This is a genomic window from Nodosilinea nodulosa PCC 7104 (genome assembly GCF_000309385.1).
GTDB lineage: Bacteria > Cyanobacteriota > Cyanobacteriia > Phormidesmidales > Phormidesmidaceae > Nodosilinea > Nodosilinea nodulosa.
The window spans coordinates 4393281-4411422 of sequence record NZ_JH976537.1; the positions used below are offsets into that span (position 1 = coordinate 4393281).

Annotated in this window: 15 protein-coding genes; 8 read left to right on the forward strand and 7 right to left on the reverse strand. The window is 60.7% G+C overall.

The window, feature by feature from the left end; genetic code table 11:
* Window positions 1-64: 64 nt before the first annotated feature.
* A complete protein-coding gene (locus LEPTO7104_RS0120410; RefSeq protein ID WP_017300446.1) occupies window positions 65-1450 on the reverse strand; it encodes a hypothetical protein in 1386 nt (461 codons plus the stop codon).
* Between the two features lie 396 nt (window positions 1451-1846).
* Between LEPTO7104_RS0120410 and LEPTO7104_RS0120420 the strand changes: the two genes are divergently transcribed.
* A complete protein-coding gene (locus LEPTO7104_RS0120420) occupies window positions 1847-2065 on the forward strand; it encodes a ssl0294 family protein (RefSeq protein ID WP_017300448.1) in 219 nt (72 codons plus the stop codon).
* Window positions 2066-2147: 82 nt separating this feature from the next.
* Here LEPTO7104_RS0120420 and LEPTO7104_RS34710 read toward each other — a convergent pair whose 3' ends face one another.
* Together LEPTO7104_RS34710 and pcrA are read right to left on the reverse strand one after the other, a co-directional pair.
* Complete coding sequence (locus LEPTO7104_RS34710; protein WP_017300449.1) at window positions 2148-2855, reverse strand: tetratricopeptide repeat protein; 708 nt, start codon at window positions 2853-2855, stop codon at window positions 2148-2150.
* 448 nt (window positions 2856-3303) lie between these two features.
* Window positions 3304-5655 (reverse strand): DNA helicase PcrA, encoded by a 2352-nt coding sequence (pcrA, locus tag LEPTO7104_RS0120430; protein ID WP_017300450.1) that lies wholly within the window; start codon window positions 5653-5655, stop codon window positions 3304-3306.
* Between the two features lie 403 nt (window positions 5656-6058).
* Here pcrA and LEPTO7104_RS0120435 point away from each other — a divergent pair, with 403 nt between their 5' ends.
* The 3 genes from LEPTO7104_RS0120435 to LEPTO7104_RS0120445 all read left to right on the forward strand — a co-directional run bounded on the left by LEPTO7104_RS0120435 (window position 6059) and on the right by LEPTO7104_RS0120445 (window position 8623).
* Entirely contained in the window at window positions 6059-6964 is a 906-nt protein-coding gene (locus LEPTO7104_RS0120435; RefSeq protein ID WP_017300451.1) for a glycine betaine ABC transporter substrate-binding protein, read from the forward strand.
* 64 nt (window positions 6965-7028) lie between these two features.
* Window positions 7029-7994, forward strand: coding sequence for an ABC transporter ATP-binding protein (locus tag LEPTO7104_RS0120440; protein ID WP_017300452.1), 966 nt, complete (start codon window positions 7029-7031; stop codon window positions 7992-7994).
* Window positions 7991-8623, forward strand: coding sequence for an ABC transporter permease (locus LEPTO7104_RS0120445; RefSeq protein ID WP_017300453.1), 633 nt, complete (start codon window positions 7991-7993; stop codon window positions 8621-8623). The genes LEPTO7104_RS0120440 and LEPTO7104_RS0120445 overlap by 4 nt, the downstream gene beginning before the upstream one ends.
* Before the next feature lie 169 nt (window positions 8624-8792).
* Here LEPTO7104_RS0120445 and LEPTO7104_RS0120450 read toward each other — a convergent pair whose 3' ends face one another.
* The 3 genes from LEPTO7104_RS0120450 to recO all read right to left on the reverse strand — a co-directional run bounded on the left by LEPTO7104_RS0120450 (window position 8793) and on the right by recO (window position 12505).
* Window positions 8793-9965, reverse strand: a complete 1173-nt coding sequence (locus LEPTO7104_RS0120450; protein ID WP_017300454.1) for a glycosyltransferase family 4 protein — start codon at window positions 9963-9965, stop codon at window positions 8793-8795.
* Between the two features lie 198 nt (window positions 9966-10163).
* Window positions 10164-11600 carry an MFS transporter gene (locus tag LEPTO7104_RS0120455; protein WP_017300455.1) on the reverse strand — a complete coding sequence of 479 codons (1437 nt, stop codon included), beginning with the start codon at window positions 11598-11600 and terminating at the stop codon, window positions 10164-10166.
* Window positions 11601-11647: 47 nt separating this feature from the next.
* Window positions 11648-12505 carry a DNA repair protein RecO gene (recO, locus tag LEPTO7104_RS0120460; RefSeq protein ID WP_017300456.1) on the reverse strand — a complete coding sequence of 286 codons (858 nt, stop codon included), beginning with the start codon at window positions 12503-12505 and terminating at the stop codon, window positions 11648-11650.
* A gap of 142 nt (window positions 12506-12647) precedes the next feature.
* Here recO and LEPTO7104_RS0120465 point away from each other — a divergent pair, with 142 nt between their 5' ends.
* The 4 genes from LEPTO7104_RS0120465 (at window position 12648) to rpsU (ending at window position 15792) form a co-directional block, all read left to right on the forward strand.
* Complete coding sequence (locus LEPTO7104_RS0120465) at window positions 12648-13046, forward strand: carboxymuconolactone decarboxylase family protein (RefSeq protein ID WP_026072898.1); 399 nt, start codon at window positions 12648-12650, stop codon at window positions 13044-13046.
* A 109-nt stretch (window positions 13047-13155) separates the two neighbouring features.
* Window positions 13156-14433, forward strand: a complete 1278-nt coding sequence (locus LEPTO7104_RS0120470; RefSeq protein WP_017300458.1) for a metallophosphoesterase family protein — start codon at window positions 13156-13158, stop codon at window positions 14431-14433.
* 185 nt (window positions 14434-14618) lie between these two features.
* The gene (locus tag LEPTO7104_RS0120475; protein WP_026072899.1) at window positions 14619-15395 is read left to right on the forward strand and encodes a carbonic anhydrase; all 777 of its coding nucleotides are present in this window, start codon (window positions 14619-14621) and stop codon (window positions 15393-15395) included.
* Window positions 15396-15615: 220 nt separating this feature from the next.
* The gene (gene rpsU / locus LEPTO7104_RS0120480) at window positions 15616-15792 is read left to right on the forward strand and encodes a 30S ribosomal protein S21 (RefSeq protein WP_026072900.1); all 177 of its coding nucleotides are present in this window, start codon (window positions 15616-15618) and stop codon (window positions 15790-15792) included.
* 112 nt (window positions 15793-15904) lie between these two features.
* Here rpsU and LEPTO7104_RS0120485 read toward each other — a convergent pair whose 3' ends face one another.
* Window positions 15905-18031 carry a hypothetical protein gene (locus LEPTO7104_RS0120485; RefSeq protein WP_017300461.1) on the reverse strand — a complete coding sequence of 709 codons (2127 nt, stop codon included), beginning with the start codon at window positions 18029-18031 and terminating at the stop codon, window positions 15905-15907.
* Between the last annotated feature and the right edge of the window lie 111 nt (window positions 18032-18142).

Below are 18142 nucleotides of genomic sequence, written 5' to 3' on the forward strand. Positions count from 1 at the left end.
CGCACCCCGCACTCCCCGCACCCCCGCACCCCCGCACTCCCGCACCCCGCACTCCCCGCACCCCCTAAAACTGCCCCTGCCACGAAATCCTCTGCTCCGCCCGGTTCTCCCCCAGCGATCGCACAGCGGTAATTTCAATCTGGGCATAGGTGCCACGGGTCAGGGGGCCGCGATCGATGGGCAGTCGCCCCAGGGCCAGCTCGAAGCGGTTGCCCGTCAGGCTCACCAGTTCCGCTGGCACTGCATCGTCGTAAACGGTGACGTAGCGCGGGCGGCGATTGTCCCTGGGGTCGTCGCGGGTGGTGCGCAGGGTGAGGCGAAATTGGGTCGTCAGATAGCCCGACTCGCTGGCCAGGTCGACTACGGCGGCCTTGAGGTTAGCGCCGCTGCCCTGCACGCCCCCCAGGGCCAGGCGGGTGACATCGCTGGCCCGCACCGCGTTGGTCACAGTAATCACCATCTGGTCGCCCTGGCGGCTGGTGGTGTAGTCGGCCCAGAGGCTGTCGGGAAACGTCGCCCCCAGCGACCCATCGGGCTGAATTTCGGTGCGCACATCGCCGCCCGCGAAGGTGCCCAGCGGCCTAGGGGCCTGCCAGTCAAGGCGGACGGTGCCCTCCACCCGTCCGGCGTACTCGTGATAGGTGTCGCTAACGCGGGAGCCGGGAGCCAGCAGGGCACTGGCGCCGCTGCGCTCGGTCCACAGGTTGCGCGAGAGCTGCACCGGCTGGGTGGCCAGGGCTTGTAGCCCCACCGCCACCGCTGGGGTTTCGGGCTGCAACGGCTCTAGCTGGTTGGCCAGCCACAGCTGGCCATCGGCACCGGGCGCGCCATCGCGGCCAAAGGCACCGTTGCTGCCGCTGCGGCCATCGCGGCAGCTGTAGCGGGTGTTTTGGCAGCTGTAGTCGGGCTGGCCGGGGGTGCCGGTGCAGGTTTGCACCTCCCAATCGCGATCGCTGCAGCGGCAGCCCAGGGCACCGCTGCCGCCGCGCCCACCGCGCCCAAATCGTCCGCCCCGGGCGTCTACCGAGAGTTTTTGCAGGGCGGTGCGATCGCCAAAGTACACCGTCAAATCGCCGCCGCTGCCGCCGCTGCCGCCGCTGCCGCCGTCGCCGCCGTCGCCGCCATCGGGGGCGCGCAGGTTGTAGCTAACGTCGCGGGGCTGGCCGCCGCAGCGGGGCCGATAGCCGTCTTCGCCATTCTCGCCGTCTTCGCCGTCGCTGCCGGAGAGGGTAAAGCTGGCCGGGGTGCCGTCGGCGATCGCGGTCTGGCTTGGACCAGCGGCCCCGTCGCGCCCGGCTCGTCCGGTGCGGCCATCGCTGCCCTGGCTGCCGTAGGTGCGCGTGTCTTGGGCCCAGGCCAGCATTGAGCAGCCGTTTAGCCCCGGCAGCGGTAGGGTGGTAACAATGCCCAGGCAAAGCGGTGCTAGGGCGAGGGCAAGGGCGCGTTTCATGACGAGGTTTCTCGGTGTGCAAAGCTACCCCAGGGTAGCCACGCCTTTGCCTAGACAGAACGGTCTATGTGCCAGAATTCCCGCTCAGCTGCCTTGCGTTCAGAGCGCTAAAGACCGGGGCAGGCGCTGCCTTCAAGGAAAATTTCGGGATATTGTTTGGGGATATTGCTCAGGACGATCTGACATAGCCATAGTCGCGTTGGTTAGGGCATCTAGAAACCCCATGAACGTTCAAACGTTTGAGCGTTCCTAGAAAACATGTCTGAACCAGACTGGCCACAGCTATAAGGACTATCTAATACGGACTATCTAATACAGAGATGAGTTCAACCGAGCTGCCCCTACTCTCCGCAGGACTTTCAGGTTAGGATCAAGCCGTCGTTACCGCCTGCACCCATGTTTTTAGATGAGCTAACTCCATTCGTTCAAGAGCTTACCGCCCACCCTGTAGCATTTTTGGGCGGGCTGACCTCGGGTTTGCTGCGGCTCAGCTTGTCGGACGACCCGGTCAAAAGCTGGCTCCAAAACCAGGGGGCCGCTCCAGCCCACAGCGACAGTGGTGCAAGCCGCGCCAGCTCCCGCAACGGCGGCCCCCAGAGCATTTCCATCGATTGAGCCGACCGCTTAACCCGACTAAGTAAACCAACCGACTGAACCGACAGGCGGTGCCGGAGCTAAGAGCGGCAGGAGCCCAGGCCTAGGCCCAGCTCTGGTGGGGCAGCAGTTCGGCAATCCAGCCTTTGACCCGCGCGACTAGCGTCTGGAGCTGTTCGCCCGATTTTTGGGCGGTCTCCAGGGCGCGGCGATAGTCGGCGATCGCGCAGTTCCAGTCACCGCGCAGGTGGTAGGTGCGGCCGCGCTCAGCGTAGATGAACTCGGGCAGTTGGTAGAACATCAGGGCCTCGTCAAAGCAGTCTAGGGCCAGGTCTAGGGCACCCATCTGCCGCAGGGTGGCCCCCAGATTAATGCGGGCGCGGCTGTTGAAAGGGTTGAGGTCAACGGCCTGCTCATAGTCGTCTAGGGCGGCGGGCAAATTGCCCAGGGCCGCGTGGCACAGGGCCCGGTTGTTGTAGGCCTGGTCTAGATCTGGGCCGAGGAAAACGGCGCGATCGCAGTCGGCCAGCGCTTTGCGGGGCCGATCCATCCACAGGTGCACCAGACCTCGATTGCTATAGTACATAGCTCGCTGGGGATGGCGCTCAATCAGCTGATTCAGCAGTTTTAGGGCCTGGGGGTACTGCTGACGCTTAACCGCCGCCGCCGCCAGCCGACTCAGGGTATCGTCGGCGGTAGTGTAGGTGGGTGGCACCGCATCAGTGACCGCCGACAGGGTGTTCGAGTCAGTAAGTTGCGCCCCGCGCGGAATGGTGCAAACCAGGGGCTGTTGTGGTCGGTAGATGTGCATGGCTATAGTCCTGTCGTGTGCTCATAAACCGTGGAACCAATCCAGCGGGACAGGGGAATAATGCCCCCTAGCCCATACCATCGATGCAGGAACTTATACACAGAGTCCCATTCATGCTGGTGTGGCTTAACCGTATCTGTGGCAGTTATTAAGTTGGCTCAGCCCAGCAGACTAGGCCAAATGAATGAAATCTTGGTCCGCCTCAGACGGCAAACCCATTAACCCTGCCCGATGTCGCTATAGTCGCATCTCCTTCCAGCGGGCTAAACCGAAAAAAAACGGAGGTTAAACCCACTTATCCGAGGGTTAACGCGATTTAGCGCCGCAACTTAAGGGAATATACGGAGAAACACTATGTATTTTCTTGGCCCAAAGTGAGGATTCTGTAACTACCTGAGTATTTATCGGGCATTGCGCGCAGAGATCTGCGCCTGCGCCTGGGTCTGGTCTACTCGGCTCGCTGCAGCGCCGAAATTTTGGGGTCGATAATTTTGCGTCCCTGGCCCGGAAAGTTGATCGCCAGACAAATCTTGTTGCCCGCGCCAAAAATGTGGGTCACCTCGCCGGCGCCGTAGGCCTTGTGCACCACCACATCGCCCACGGTCCAGTCAGACTCGTGGGCACCGCTGCCGGGTTTAGCGGCGGCCTCGCTCTTGTTGCGAGCTTCCCGCAGGGGGGTGCTCCACTTCTGGGGCAGGCCCGTGCTGCTGTTGCCCGTCACTAAATCGAGGGGCAGCTCCGATAAAAACAGCGAGGGGCTGGCGGGCTCGCGGTTGCCGTAGAGGCGGCGGGCGCGGGCGTGGGAGATAAACAATCGCTCCTTGGCGCGGGTGATGCCCACGTAGCAGAGGCGGCGCTCTTCTTCGGTGGCGGCGGGGTCTTCCAGCGATCGGTGGTTGGGAAAGAGGCCCTGCTCTAGGCCGACCAGAAACACGACCGGAAACTCCAGCCCCTTAGAAGAGTGCAGGGTCATCAGTGACACGGCTTTGTTGCCTTCCTGGGTGTCATCGAGATCAGAGGCCAGGGAAGCATTGGCCAAGAACGCCAGCAGGGAAGGGTCTTCGTTTTCTTCCTCAAACTGCAGCACGGCGTTGTAAAGCTCCTGCACGTTGCCGAAGCGATCGTCGGCCTCGTCGGTGCCCTCGGCCTTGAGGGCCGCCAGGTAGCCGCTGTCTTCGAGCACCCCCTGGATAATCTCTGAACCCTTTTGCTCGTCGATGTTCTGGCGATACCGCTTGATGATCTCAGCAAATTCCAGCACCCCCTTGGCCGATCGCCCCGCCAGGGTCTTCACCGAGGTCTCATCCGCCAAAATCTCCCACAGGGGAATGCCGCCCAGGGTTTGGGTGGCCTGCTCCAGCTTGTCGAGGGTGCCCTTGCCGACGCCGCGCCGGGGCACGTTGATCACCCGCTTGAGGCTGACGGTGTCGAAGGGGTTGGCGATCGCCCGCAAATACGCCAGCACATCTTTGATTTCGCGGCGATCGTAGAACCTGAGGCCGCCCACCACCTGGTAGGGGATGCCGTAGCGGGTCAGCACCTCCTCAAAGGCGCGGGACTGGGCGTTGGTGCGGTAGAGAATGGCGAAGTGGCCCCAGTGCAGCTCCGGGTGCTGGGTCTCCAGGTTGCGAATCTGGCTGATCACAAAGTCGGCCTCGGCGTTTTCGTCATCGGCCCGGTAGACATAGATACTTTCGCCCTCGCCCCGAGTGGCCCGCAGCACCTTGTCGATGCGCTCGGTGTTATTTTCGATCAGGTGGTTGGCGACTTCGAGAATGTTCGAGGTGGAGCGGTAGTTTTCCTCCAGTTTGACCATGGAGCGGGTGTCGTCGTCGGGCAGCCCGTCGCCAAAGTCATCCTGAAAGTTCATCAGAATGGTGAAGTCGGCAGCTCTAAAGGAATAGATACTCTGGTCTGCATCACCAACAACGAAAACAGAGCGATGGTTCCAGTCTTTGTAGGTGGCAATGGATTCGCCGTTGGTGGCCAGCAGCCGAATTAGCTCGTACTGGGTGCGGTTGGTGTCCTGGTACTCATCCACCAGAATGTGGCGAAAGCGCTTGTGCCAGTAAGCCAGCACCTGCTCATTCTGCTGGAACAGAAAGACAGGCATCAAAATTAGATCGTCAAAATCGAGGGCGTTGTTTTCGGCCAGGGCCTTTTGGTAGTGGCGGTAAACATCGGCAATTACCCGGCCCCGGTAGTTGGGCTGCTCTTTTTCCAGCTCATCGGGGGTGAGCTTCTGGTTTTTGGCGTTGCTGATGGCAAAGCGCACGGAGCGGGGATTGAACTTTTTATCGTCCAGGTTCAGCGTTTGGGTGACGATGGTTTTGACCACGCCCTGGGCATCCGACTCGTCAAAAATGGAGAAGTTCTTGGTCCACCGGTAGCCCGCCGGGTGCTGGTATTTCTCAATGTCAAACCGCAGAATGCGGGCGCAGAGGGCGTGGAAGGTGCCAATCCACAGGTGCTTGGTGATGGTTTTGTAGACCTGCGATCGGAGCTTGGTCTGCTCATACTGGGGCAGAGAAGAGAGCGATTTGCCGTGGCGGGCCTGGGCATCCTGCTCGGCAAACAGCACCTCAATGCGCTCCTTCATTTCCTTGGCGGCTTTGTTGGTGAAGGTGACCGCCAAAATGTTGTCGGGGTCGGTTTTGTGGGTGAGCACCAGGTTGGCAATGCGGTAGGTGAGGGCGCGCGTTTTGCCCGACCCCGCCCCGGCCACCACCAGCAGCGGCCCACAGTAGTGCTCGACGGCCTGGCGCTGGGCGGGGTTGAGGGGGGCGAGAAAATCAGTCATTGTAGCCGGGTAGGGTTTTTGCCTATTTAGTATGACACTGGCCGCGATTAAACGATGCGGCGGTCTTGGCTGGAAGCTCTGCCCGCCGCTGTCGCTACCTGGCGCAGCAACGGCACTTGCCAGCGGGGAATCGGAGCCATCAGCATGTGCCTCAAGGTCTGCCCTAATCATAGCTCCGCCATTGCTCGCCCCAGTCTCAGATACCTAGCAGCAAGCGGGCCGCAGTTGCGCTCAACCACCGTTTGAGCGTCCCTGGCGTGACCAGAGGCGCTGGCCCCAGCCGATCGCCGGGTTCCGGGCGAAAACCCGCTGCTGGAAACCCGTGGCCAAAAGTCCTGTGATATTCTCAGGAGAACGGTGACGCCGTGGTCAATTCGTCTGCAAATTCGCTTTTCTTAACCCTATGAAGTTGTCTCGACGGTGGTTTAACCAGGCCTGCCTGGGGGTAGCGACGGCGCTGGTAGCGGCGGCCTGCGGCGGTGGCGGCAGCAGCAATGTAGTCAGCGTCGGCTCGAAAGACTTTACCGAGCAGCTCATCATCGGCGAAATGTATGCCCTGGTGCTCGAAGAAAACGGCTTTACCGTGGAGCGCAAGCTGAATTTAGGCGGCACCCCCGTGGCCCAGGCGGCGATCGAAAGCGGCGACATTGACCTCTACCCCGAATATACGGGTACGGCGCTGCTGACGGTGCTCAAGCTGCCGGTCAGCACCGACCAGAAAGCGGTTTACGACACCGTTAAACAGGCCTACAAAGACCAGTTCAATCTGGTGTGGCTCGACCCGTCGCCCATGAACAACACCCAGGCGCTGGCTATGACCGAGGAAAAGGCCACCGCCCTCGATATTCGCACTATTTCTGCCTTTGCCGCCCAGGCCAGCAGCCTGACGCTGATTGGCCCGCCAGAATTTGAGGTGCGCGAAGACGGGCTGCCGGGGCTGAAGGCGGCCTACGGTGACTTCACCCTCAAGAGCTATAAACCCGTCGATGCGGGCTTGCGCTACAAGGGTTTGGTCGATGGCGAAGCCGATGTGGCCGTAGCCTTTGGCACCGACGGCGAGATCAGCGCCTTTAACCTGGTGGTGCTCGAAGACGACAAGGGGGTGTTTCCGCCTTACCAGATTGCGCCGATTGTGAGCCAGGCGGCGCTGGATGCCAACCCCGGCATTGCCGAGGCGCTCAACCAGCTTTCGCCCCTGCTCAACGATGAGGTCATGCGCCAGCTCAACTACGAGGTCAGCGGCAAGCAGCGCGAACCGGCGGAGGTGGCGCAGGAGTTTTTGGTCAAGGCAGGTCTGGTCACGCAATAGCTTCCCCGAAACATTTTCCCTAGAGAAACCCCTCAAGAAATCCAGCAAATCCCTAGAGACACCCATGGGCACCATCCAGTTTGACGATGTTTCGCTGCGGTTTGCCGGGGGGGCGCGTCCGGCGGTGAACCGGGTGACCTGCCAGATCAACTCAGGGGAAATTGTGGTGATTTTAGGGCCATCGGGCTGCGGCAAAACCACGCTGCTGAAAATGGTCAACCGCCTCTACGAGCCCACCGCTGGCAACATTTTTTTAGATGGGGTGAATATTCGCAAGCTCAAGGCGACCAGGCTGCGGCAGCAGATTGGCTACGTGATTCAGCAGTCGGGGCTGTTTCCGCACATGACGGTGGCCGACAATGTGGCGGTGGTACCCCGGCTGCTGGGCTGGGATAAGCCCCAGGTTCAGGCCCGCATTGACGAGCTGCTGGAGCTGGTCAAGCTGTCGCCGGGGGAATTTCGCGATCGCTACCCCGCTCAGCTTTCCGGCGGGCAGCAGCAGCGGGTGGGCATTGCCCGCGCCCTGGCCGGCGACCCCACCACCCTGCTGATGGATGAACCCTTTGGGGCGATCGACGCGATCACCCGTACGGCCCTGCAAGACGAGATTTTGCGGCTCCAGGGCCAGCTCAAAAAAACGATTTTGTTTGTCTCCCACGATGTGGAAGAGGCGCTGCGCCTGGCCGATCGCATTCTGGTCATGCGGCTGGGCGAGGTGGTGCAGTTTGACACCCCCTTTAACCTGCTGACTAAGCCCGCCGATGAGTTTGTCTACAATCTGCTGGGGGCCGACGACATGGTGCGCCAGCTCGGCCTGCTGCGGGTGGCCTCGGCGATGATGGCGCTGCCCCCCAACTACAGCAATGGCCACAACCCCACCCTCTCCCACTGCGACAGCCTGCGCGATGCCCTATCGCTGATTTTGCGCACCGGTGCCCCGGCGCTAACGGTGCTGGAGGACGGCGACCCGGTGGGGCTGCTCACCCTTGACCACATTCGGCAGTCGGCGGTAGTTGGGACTTCTCGATGAGTTATCTGATGAGCAACCCCGGCGATGTGCTGGTGCTGCTGCTGCAACACCTGCGGATGACGGGCATTGCCCTGGGGGTTGCGATCGCCTTCGCCGTTCCCCTGGCTCTACTGGTTACCCGCCTGCGCTGGCTTGCCGTGCCCGTAATGGGTGGGCTGGGCATTCTCTACACCATTCCCAGCCTGGCGCTGATTATCTTTTTGGTACCGCTGTTTGGCCTCAATGCCACCTCGGTGGTTGTGGCGATGGTGCTCTACACCCAGGTGATTTTGGTGCGCAACCTGACGGTGGGTCTGGCGGGCATCAACCCCGCCGTGCTGGAGGCGGCGCGGGGCATGGGCATGGGGGTGGGTCAGCGGTGGTGGCGGGTGCAGGTGCCCCTGGTGCTGCCGGTATTTTTGGCCGGGGTAAGGATTGCGGCGATTGTGGCGATCGCGATCGCCACCATTGGAGCCAAGTTCAACGCGGGCGGGCTGGGTAAGCTGCTGTTTGACGGCATTCAGACCAACCGCTACGACAAAATTGTGGCGGGGTCGATCGCCGTGGCCGGGCTGGCGCTGGTGATCAATGGACTGCTGCTGGCGCTGGAGCACTACGCTCAACCCCAGCGGCGACTAAAGCATGACTAACAGCTTCATTGCCTTATACCGTTTGTTGATGGTGTGGCAATAGTCACGTTGGCCAGGACATCCAGAAACCTTACGGCGTTCAAACGTTTGAACGCCCGATGGAGATATGCCTTAACCAGACTGGCTACAGCTATAGAGGCAGAATGCTGCGCTCTTGCGAGGTTTTTGGCTAAGCCCGCTGCCCGCACATCAGGCGTTGTTCCGCCGTCACCTGGTTGTACATAGTCTCCAGGGCAGAAATATTGTCCTTCAGGGTGTAGCGCTGGAGCACCCGCTCCCGCGCTTTTTGACCCAGTAGCTGAGTAATTTCAGGGTGGTCGCGCAAAATCGGCAAAATGGTTTGCAGCTGCGACGACACCCGCTGGGTATCGAGCACAATGCCCGCTCCCTCGGCCAGCACCTCGCCATCGGCCCCGGCGTCGGTCGCAATGCAGGCGCTGCCGCAGGCCATTGCCTCCAGCAGCGACAGCGACAGCCCCTCCACAAAAGAGGGCAAAATAAACCCATCCGCCGCCCGCAAAATATCGATGCGGCGCTGCTCGCTGGCGAGGTAGCCCAGCCAGAGAATATCGTCGTCGTCATAAAACCGCTTGAGCGAGGCTTCTAGGGGGCCGCCGCCCACGATCGCCAGCTTGCAGTTTGGCCCCATTTCGGCCTGTCGCCAGCCCCGCAGCAGCGCCTCCACATTTTTTTCGGGCGAGATGCGCCCCTGGTAGACAAACAGTCGGCGGGCGTAGAGGTCGGCCTTGACCGCCGACGGCCCCGGCGAGTAGCGGCGGGTGTCGACCCCGTTGGGAATGACCACCAGCGTAGAGGCAGGCACGCCCAGTTTGCTTAGCAGGTCGCGCTGGAGGTCAGAAAACACAATCACGCGATCGTAGTGGGCCAGGCAGGGGGCGTAGAGCTGGTAGGTGAGATGCTGGGTGCCCGAGGTGAGGCTGCGCACCCGGCGATCGAAGGCGGGATGGAAGGTAGCCACCAGGGGAATGTTGAGTTCGGCGCAGATCTCAGGCAGCCGAAAATCGAGCGGTGACAGGGTGAGAGAGGCGTGAACCAGATCCGGCTGCAACCGCTCTAGCGCTTCGGTGAGCAGCTTGCCCGATTTTAGCGAGGGAATGGTGAGAATCTGAGACTTGAATAAAAACGGCAGCGGGACTTCGTCTGAGCGATCGGGCTGGCGGCGCTCGGGCTGGCGGCGATCGGAGTGAGTTTCCTCTCGAGTTTGGGCAAAATGCAGAAAGGTGACCCGATATCCCCGCTCAAGCAGAGCGTTGGTAACCTCCCGGCCGTAGGTAACATTGCCACAAAAGGGCGATTTCTTGCCAAGCCACGCAATGTGCATGCCGTACAGCGGTATCCGTTAAACAACCGAAACAAGCATCAGCAGAACGCTGACACGATTCGCACAGCGTTCGGGAACCGACTCGAAACCGAGTAACCATCCCGGAATCGCCCCAGGGGCCAGTCTTTGATCATTCCCCGGGTAGCCGCACCAAGTTTCTAACTTTTCAAGGTAAAAAAATGGTGTCTAGCGTGGACCCTAGGTCTTTCTCATAGCCGTATCGGCAATATACCAGGTTACAACTCCCCCTAAGCCCACCAGGGCACCCATACCGACAAAAACGTTGGCTAAACCCAGGCGCGCTTCTACTACGCTAGCCAGGGCTAGGGGCAGGCTGAGGGCAATGTTGACTAAATTATTTTGGAGGCCAAATACCTTGCCGCGCATGGCTTCCGGCGTTTTTTCTTGAATCAGTGTCTGCATGGGAATGCCGACAAAAGCGCCACAGAGGCCGAGGACGGCAATAATCGCCATTGAGGCCCACAGCTGCTGGGTGGTCCAGGCCAGCGCAATCAGGCAAATCGCCATGCCCACCGCCCCCCAAAGGCTCAAAAAGCGCCTCGGAAAGCGGGGACCAAAGTTACCCACCAGCACCGCCCCCAGCCCCAGGCCCACGCCCCCCGCCGCCAGCAGAAAGCCAAACTGGGAGGCCTTAATCGCCGGAATCATCTCTGCCAGCCGCACGGCCAGCACCGCCAGGGCCGCAAACACCGACGACAGCAGCACCAGCTGAATAATCGCTACCCGCACCTGCACCTGTTCGTTTAGATAGCGCAGGCCGTCTTTGATGTCGGCCCAAAACTGAGCCAGATCTTCGTGGGCCGCTGAGAGATTTTCTTCGCTGGGAGCCATGGTCATCAGGCAGAGGCCCGCCATTAGATAGCTCAGGCCGACCAAAATAGCCGGACCGTTATCGGCAATGCCCAGCATCAGCATCAGCCTGTCGGCCAGGGCCAGCAGCGGCTCGCCCACCGCAAACCCGACAATGACCGAGGCCATCATGGTGGTGGTGTAGAGCGAATTGGCGGAGAGCAAATCGCCCTTCGCCACAATCAGCGGAATGATAGACTGCTCGGCGGGGGCAAAAAACTGGGTCAGAGTAGAGATTAAAAATGTCACCAGCAGCAGCAGCAAAAAGGCCACCGGAAGCCCCAGCACCGTGCCCCAGTCCATAGTTAGCCAAATGCCCAGGGGCAGGGCCATGACCAGCCCGCCGCGCAGCAGGTTGGACCACACCAGCACCGGGCGCTTGGGCCAGCGATCGACAAACACCCCTGCCAGCGCCCCAAACAATACGGCTGGCACGGTAAACGCGATCATCACGGCAGATACCCAGCCGCTAATGGTTTGGCCGGGGGTTTCAAACCGAGCCGCAATAATGGCGATCATCAGCACCAGGTAGACTTTGTCGGCCAGCTGAGAAAACAGCTGGCCAGCCCACAGAATCAAAAAATTGCGATTTTGAAACACCGCTCCAAAACCATTCTCCGGTTCGGGAGGCAGGTCTTCAGAGTAGGCCGCAGCGCTCCCCGGACCAGGATCATTGTCTAGGCTGGGGGCAGACTCCTCAGACCCTGCCTGGGGCAGATGGTTTGCCTCGGCGGTATCAGTATCAGCATCAAACTCGCGGAGCATGGGTTAACCAACGAACCAGGGCACTGGGCAGCTCACTATCCAGCAGTTTAAACGGTAGCAAAACAGACATCAACTAGAGCTGCCGACCGGATAGGACGCTCAAAGTAGTCTTCAGTATATTCTCGCAGAAGCCGCTCAACTCGCGCCCAAAGCTGCTGGCTTTTTCCAGATCCAGCGGAATCTGAGCCTGGGGATAGGCTGGGAGATAGACCCATGGGCAGAGTAGAGACAATGTCAGGCTTACTCAACTGCTGGAGCAGGGCGACATCGGTGGCGCTCAAAAGGCTGGAGCGCTTTTGGCCCTGGCTAGGGTAGCCTGAGGCCTCGGCGAGCTGGGGTATCGCGGCGGACTGCACCAGCCCTCCGGCCTCGGCACTGAACTCGACTCGCCAGGCGGGGTCGAGCAAATTGGGTACGATGGCGACCCGGCTGAGGGTGCAGCGATGCACCTCCGGGGCTACCCCAGCCAGGGCCAGCAGGTGGTAAAGCCCGTGGCATAGGGCTGCCAGCAGCGCCTCCGGGGCAACGGTTTCAAGGCGCTCCAAATGTTCGACTAAAACGTTGAATAAATCGCTCTGGGGACAGTCGCTCAGGGCCATCAGCAGCACCACCTCCGCCAAATACTGGCTGGCGGTCAGCCGACCCAGGTGCTGGCTCAGTTTAGGGAAAGTCCGTACGGTTTCGGCCTGAATTAGCTTGTCCAGGCGTTTGCCTTTGACCACCAGGCAGTCGTTGATCACAAATAGGCCGCTCCGTCCGCCCAGCCGCGACTGGTGCTTGCGCGACCCCGGTGCCACCGCCCGCACCAGCCCTATATCGGGGGTGAGAATGGTCAGCAGGCGATCGCTCTCGCCCAGGGGCATCGCCTTGAGGTTGATGCCAGTGGCTTTGTAGGTTTGGCTCATGGGGGCAGCGACAGAGCTAGAACCTTTAGCATAGCGCTCCGCCAGAAAATGGCTCAGGCCTCGATGCCGACAAGGCTGAAAGTGCATCCACAACATTTATCAGATATAGAATTTGCGTTACGTCATTACTGGGAGCACCCCGATGGACTCACCTCGATATACCCGTGGTCAAGATGCGCTGTCTAGAATTCATGGCCACATTGGGGAAGGGGTTATGGCGGCGCTGGGCGATATTGCCCCTGACTTTGCGCGGCTGATTATTGAGTTTCCCTACGGCGATATTTATTCCCGAGCTGGGCTGTCGCCCAGGGAGCGGCAGATCGCCACGATCGCTTCCCTGGTCACCCTTGGCAACGCGCCTGCTGAGCTAAAAGCCCACATTCAGGGCAGCCTCAACGTGGGCTGCACCCGCGAAGAAATTGTCGAAGTGATCATGCAAATGGCGGTGTATGCTGGCTTTCCTGCCGCCGTCAATGCACTCATGGTGGCCAAAGATGTGTTTACAGAACTCGATCTAATCGATGTGGCCGGGGGCAAGTGACCTCGCAGGGCTAGGGAACGCGATCGCTGATCAAAAACTTCTACCCCCTCGCCACACAAAAGCCGGGCAGATAGGGTAAGTTTATGCCTGTGGTTTGGCCTGAGTGGTTATGGGCTACAAGCGTTTTTTCACCGGGCTGTGCCTGGGTTTAGTTATCAGCGTGTGCATTGCCTGCTCCCAGCGGGTGCTGCTGTCTGAACCGGTTCCCCCGGCCGAGGCCGTGGCTGAGGATATTTCCCCCCATCAGGCCCGCGAAGGCTCGGCGGTGGCTCCAGACCCATCGGTGCCTGCCGCTCCAGCTCTATCGATCGAGGCCCAGGAGTGGATCGCCAGTGCCTCAGGCGGCATGGCCAATCCGCCCCGCAAAGACGTACGCCTGGTGGTGATTAGCGACCTGAACAGCGCCTACGGCTCCACCGACTACGACCCGGAGGTCGACAAGGCGATCGCGCTCATGCCCTTCTGGCAGCCCGACCTGGTGGTCTGCGGGGGCGACATGGTGGCGGGGCAGAGCCCTTCCCTCACCCCCGAGCAGATCAATGCCATGTGGCAGGCCTTTGACGCCCACATCGCGGCCCCCCTGCGCCAGCAAAAGGTGCCCTTTGGCTTTACCATCGGCAACCACGACGCCTCCAGCGCCACGGGGGTCCACGGCCAGTTTTTGTTTCAGCAGGAGCGCGACCTGGCCTCCAGCTACTGGGCCGACCCGGCCCACAGCACCGGGGTAAACTTTGTCGATCGCGATCAGTTTCCCTTCTACTACACCTTTGAGCAGCAGGGCATCTTCTTTATGGTCTGGGACGGGTCATCCAGCCGCATTCCGGCGGACAAAATGGCCTGGGTTGAGCAGGCGCTGGCCAGCGATACCGCCCAGCAGGCCAAGGCGCGCATTTTGCTCAGCCATCTGCCCCTCTACGGCGTGGCGGTAGGCCGTGACGAGCCGGGTGAAGTGATGGAGAACGCCGACCAACTGCGGGCTATGCTGGAGCGCTATAACGTACACACCTACATCAGCGGCCACCACCACGCCTACTACCCCGCCCACCGGGGCAAGCTACAGCTGCTGCACACGGGCATTTTGGGGGCTGGCCCCCGGCCGCTGATCGACAGCCGTCTGCCGGCCTGGAAAACTCTGACCGTCGTCGACATAGACTTTAGCGACCCGGCCTTAACGACCTATACCACCTACGACATGCAGACGCTGCGCACCATTGAGTACGCGGAGCTGCCTCGGTTTCTCGCCAGCCACAATGGCGTTGTGCTGCGCCGAGACATTGACTACGACGAACTGGCCCCCGACGAAAAATCCTTCTGCGAACAGCGACTGGGGAAAGGACTCTGCACCAGCTATCTACCCTTTCCTAGACCTAAGACCTACGCCGCCTAGTGCTCGAAGGTCGAAATATGCCGACTATTCCAGCTCGCTTGGCTCTCTAGCTCCCCTGCTCCCTCGCGATTAGCAGTAGTCGCCACATTTGTGCCGCAGTCTACTAGAGGCCGTTCTTAAGTTGCCTTTAAGCTGCTCCTCCTAAAAATGTGGAAAATGTAGGTGCTGAATTTGGGGAGTATGGCATGGATCGACGTAGGGCTTTAAGGGTGTTGGGCTTAGGCGGTGCCAGCGCCGTCGCTCTGGGATCTAGCTCGCTGTTGCGGGCCGTGGCCAGCGAGGGCGATCGCAGCTGGGGATACGTCGGAGATGACGGCCCCGCCGCGTGGGGCGAGCTTGCCCCTGAGTTCAAGGTTTGTAGCCTGGGGCAGGAGCAGTCTCCAATTGACTTGCATGACCCTATCCGGGCTGACCTCAGCGCCATTACCTTTAACTATCAGCCGGTGCCACTGCGCCTGATCAACACAGGACACACCATTCAAATCAACGTCGATGCAGGCAACACCATTGTCCTGGATGATCAGACCTACACCCTGCGGCAGTTTCATTTTCATCATCCCAGTGAGCATACGGTAGATGGTGCAGCATTCCCGATGGAACTACACCTGGTACATAGTAACGATAATGGCGAGCTAGCGGTGGTCGGTATTTTCTTGACCGAGGGCAGCGAAAACCTTACCCTAGCGCCAGTTTGGCGGGCCATGCCGACGCAGAAAAGTGAGGAAATCGCTGTCCCAAATGTTCAAATTGACCTAGATGCCCTACTCCCTCGCCACTGCGCTACGTTCCGCTATTTTGGGTCGCTAACCACGCCACCCTGTTCAGAAACCGTAGCCTGGTCGGTGCTGCAAACGCCTCTAGAAATTTCAACGGCTCAGGTTGATCAGTTTAAGGCGGTGTTTCCGCTCAATGCCCGCCCGGTTCAAGCCCAGCATCGACGAATTTTGTTGGAATCCAGGTAGCTAAAGCTGGCATTCAGGCGCGTTACCTGTGCTAGTCTTGGAAAGACGCAGGGGCCTGTTGCCCCTACTTTGCAGTCTGCATTGTTTGACCAGGGATATCAGGAGGTGGCTCAAAATCCCTAGGCCATAGTCAAAGTTTTTTGGAGGGGGCTTGCTGCCCCCGATGTCGTATTACTTCAGTTCGGCTAATCTTATTCAAGGAGTAAAGAAGCAATTTCGTATGACTCAAGTCGTTGTAGGTGAAAACGAAGGCATTGAATCAGCCCTGCGCCGCTTCAAACGGCAGGTTTCTAAGGCGGGGGTTTTCTCAGAGGTAAAGCGTCGTCGCCATTTTGAGACGCCGCAGGAAAAGCGTAAGCGCAAAGCCGTTGCGCGCCGCAAGAAGCGCTACCGTTAAGCGATCTCTAGGGGGTAGAGGCGATCGCTTCGGCGCTCCTCACCCTGTCAGCCCCCAGCGCGGGCGCAATAAGCGGGACACCGATAGACGATGTCCCGCTTATTGTATTCAGCTATTTCCCTATACCCGGCTCTTCCTCGGCGTTGGCGTTGACTAACGTGAGCAGGGGGCCGATTTGCTCCTGTCCACTCACGGCCAGCTCGCTGTGGCACAGCACCACCTGCTCGGTCACGCGACTCAATAAATCGCGCAAAATTCGCTCCGGGCGATCGCGGTGCAGTGTCTCCAGATCGTCTGTACGCCAGGGCTGTCCGGCGTAGGTGCTCAAAAATATGGGATATCCAAACAGCAAATCTTCGGTGCCCCCCAGCCACCGAGGCGACCCAGCGTCAATCCAAAAGTGCCAGCGGTGGCGCAGCCGCTGCAAACGGTACTGATACACCGTGGCGATGGTAATCTCCCGCTGGCTGGGGTCAGCCGATTCTACCGGGTAGGGGTCGGCGGTAACGGTGCCCTGGCGCAGCAGCAGAATAAATCGCTCCAGGGCCGGTTTGAGCAGGTGGGCTGGGGTGATGCCCAGGGCGGGCGGAATTTGGCGCAGCCGCTCTTCGATCGCCCAGTACTGCTGGGCGGTTTCCATCAGCTCTCGCAGGGCAGACAGCTGGTCGGGGGGCAGGTGACTGCCGCCCCAGTAAAACGTCTGGATCGCCCGGTCGAGGACGCTGACCACCCCCAGTGTCAGCCGTCGCTGGCGCTGCTGGCGCTGCTGGCCAATCCACTGACGCAGGCGGCTGTAGGCTTCCGTGGCCCTATAGCCCAGCCGATCCCAGCGATCGAAGCGCTCTATGGGCAGCAGCTCGGGCTGCTCCAGGCTGGGTTCAAAGCAGTGGTCAACCAGCAGTTCCGCCCGCACTGGGTCGATCTGAACCGCCTCGAACCAGGGGCCAGTCTCGGGCGCCTGGGGAATTTGGCTCAGCACCAGCAGCATTTCGGCTACGGCCTCAGGGTCGGCCAGCCGTCCCTGGCCGGGGTAGACAAAAGTTAGCAGGGTGAGTAAAGCTCGCACCAGGGGCGAGTGAATCACGGGGCGCTGGTCGTTGAGGGAGGCGACGGGCAGCCCCCGGCTGGACAGAATTTCCGCCAGGCTGTACCGGGCGATCGCGTCCAGGCCCGGCCCAATAATCGCCACCTCGTGGGGGGCCGCCTGCCCAGTGCCAATCACCTCGGCCACCCGTTCGGCCGTCTGCCGCAGCAGCTCTCCCCGCGATACCGTTTGCAGGGTTTGAAAACAGGCCAGGGGTTCAGGCAGCGTCATCGGATCCATAACCCACTGCACCACCCAATCGCCCCAGCCATAGCCGAGGGAATCGGCGGCGGGGTCAGGCCGCTGAAGCACTTGGCACTGGGGCTTGAGCCGCTGCTCTAGGGCAGTTGGGTCAGCGCCCATGCCCAGCCGCCCCTGGCCATAAAGGTTCCAGGTCAGCGCCACCGGTCGCGCCCGATCGATAAAGACCTGGAGCCACTGAGCCGCGATCGCCGGGTATTCATCCAGGTCATCGATAAAGACGCCGCTGTAGCGGGCCAGCAGCTTTTCCTGGTAGAGCGGATGGGGCAGCAAATGCCGCCAGTACAGCTCAGTCATGACGCCGTAGGTCAGCAGGCTGCGCGCCAGGCACCAGTCTCGCCAGCCGACCACCGCCTCACCGATGGCCTGCCACACCGCTGCGGGAGCGTACCCTGAGGGTATGCCCTCGCTCAGCAGCACCGGCAAGTCCTCGGCAGGAATGCCCGCCGCCGCCGCCATCTGCAAAAAATCGAGCGATCGCCGGACAGCCTGGGCCTCTCGCCAGCCCTCTACCGTCAGCGTCCCGTCGATCAGCTTCTCCTGCCACAGCCCGGCCGCCAGCTCCTGCTCATTCTCAGGCCGCAGCCGCAGCGGAAACTGTGGCAGCAGCCCCAGGCTATTGACCAGCAGCGGCCAAAACAGCGTCACCTCGTCTTGAATGAACCCGTTTGGGGTGGTCGTCACTACCGCCGCATCGGGGGCTACATCTCCGAGCCGAGCCGCCAGCCGCAAACGGTTGTCACCGTTGGCCGCAAACACCAAATAGCTCTGCCCCAGCTCCAGGCTCGGACCGGATGCAGAGCGAGTGGCCGAGGCAGCAACAATCTGGTCAAGCAGCCAGGCGGTCTTGCCGCTGCCCGTTGCGCCCTCAAGCCACTGAGGCCAGTCTGCCATGCTACCTACGCCACGACATTGCTATGCCTACTCTACCCTGGGCAGCTCTGAGCGCCATGATAAAAAGCCCTAAAACAGCTCACACAGCTGCTTCAGATCGCCTAATTCCTC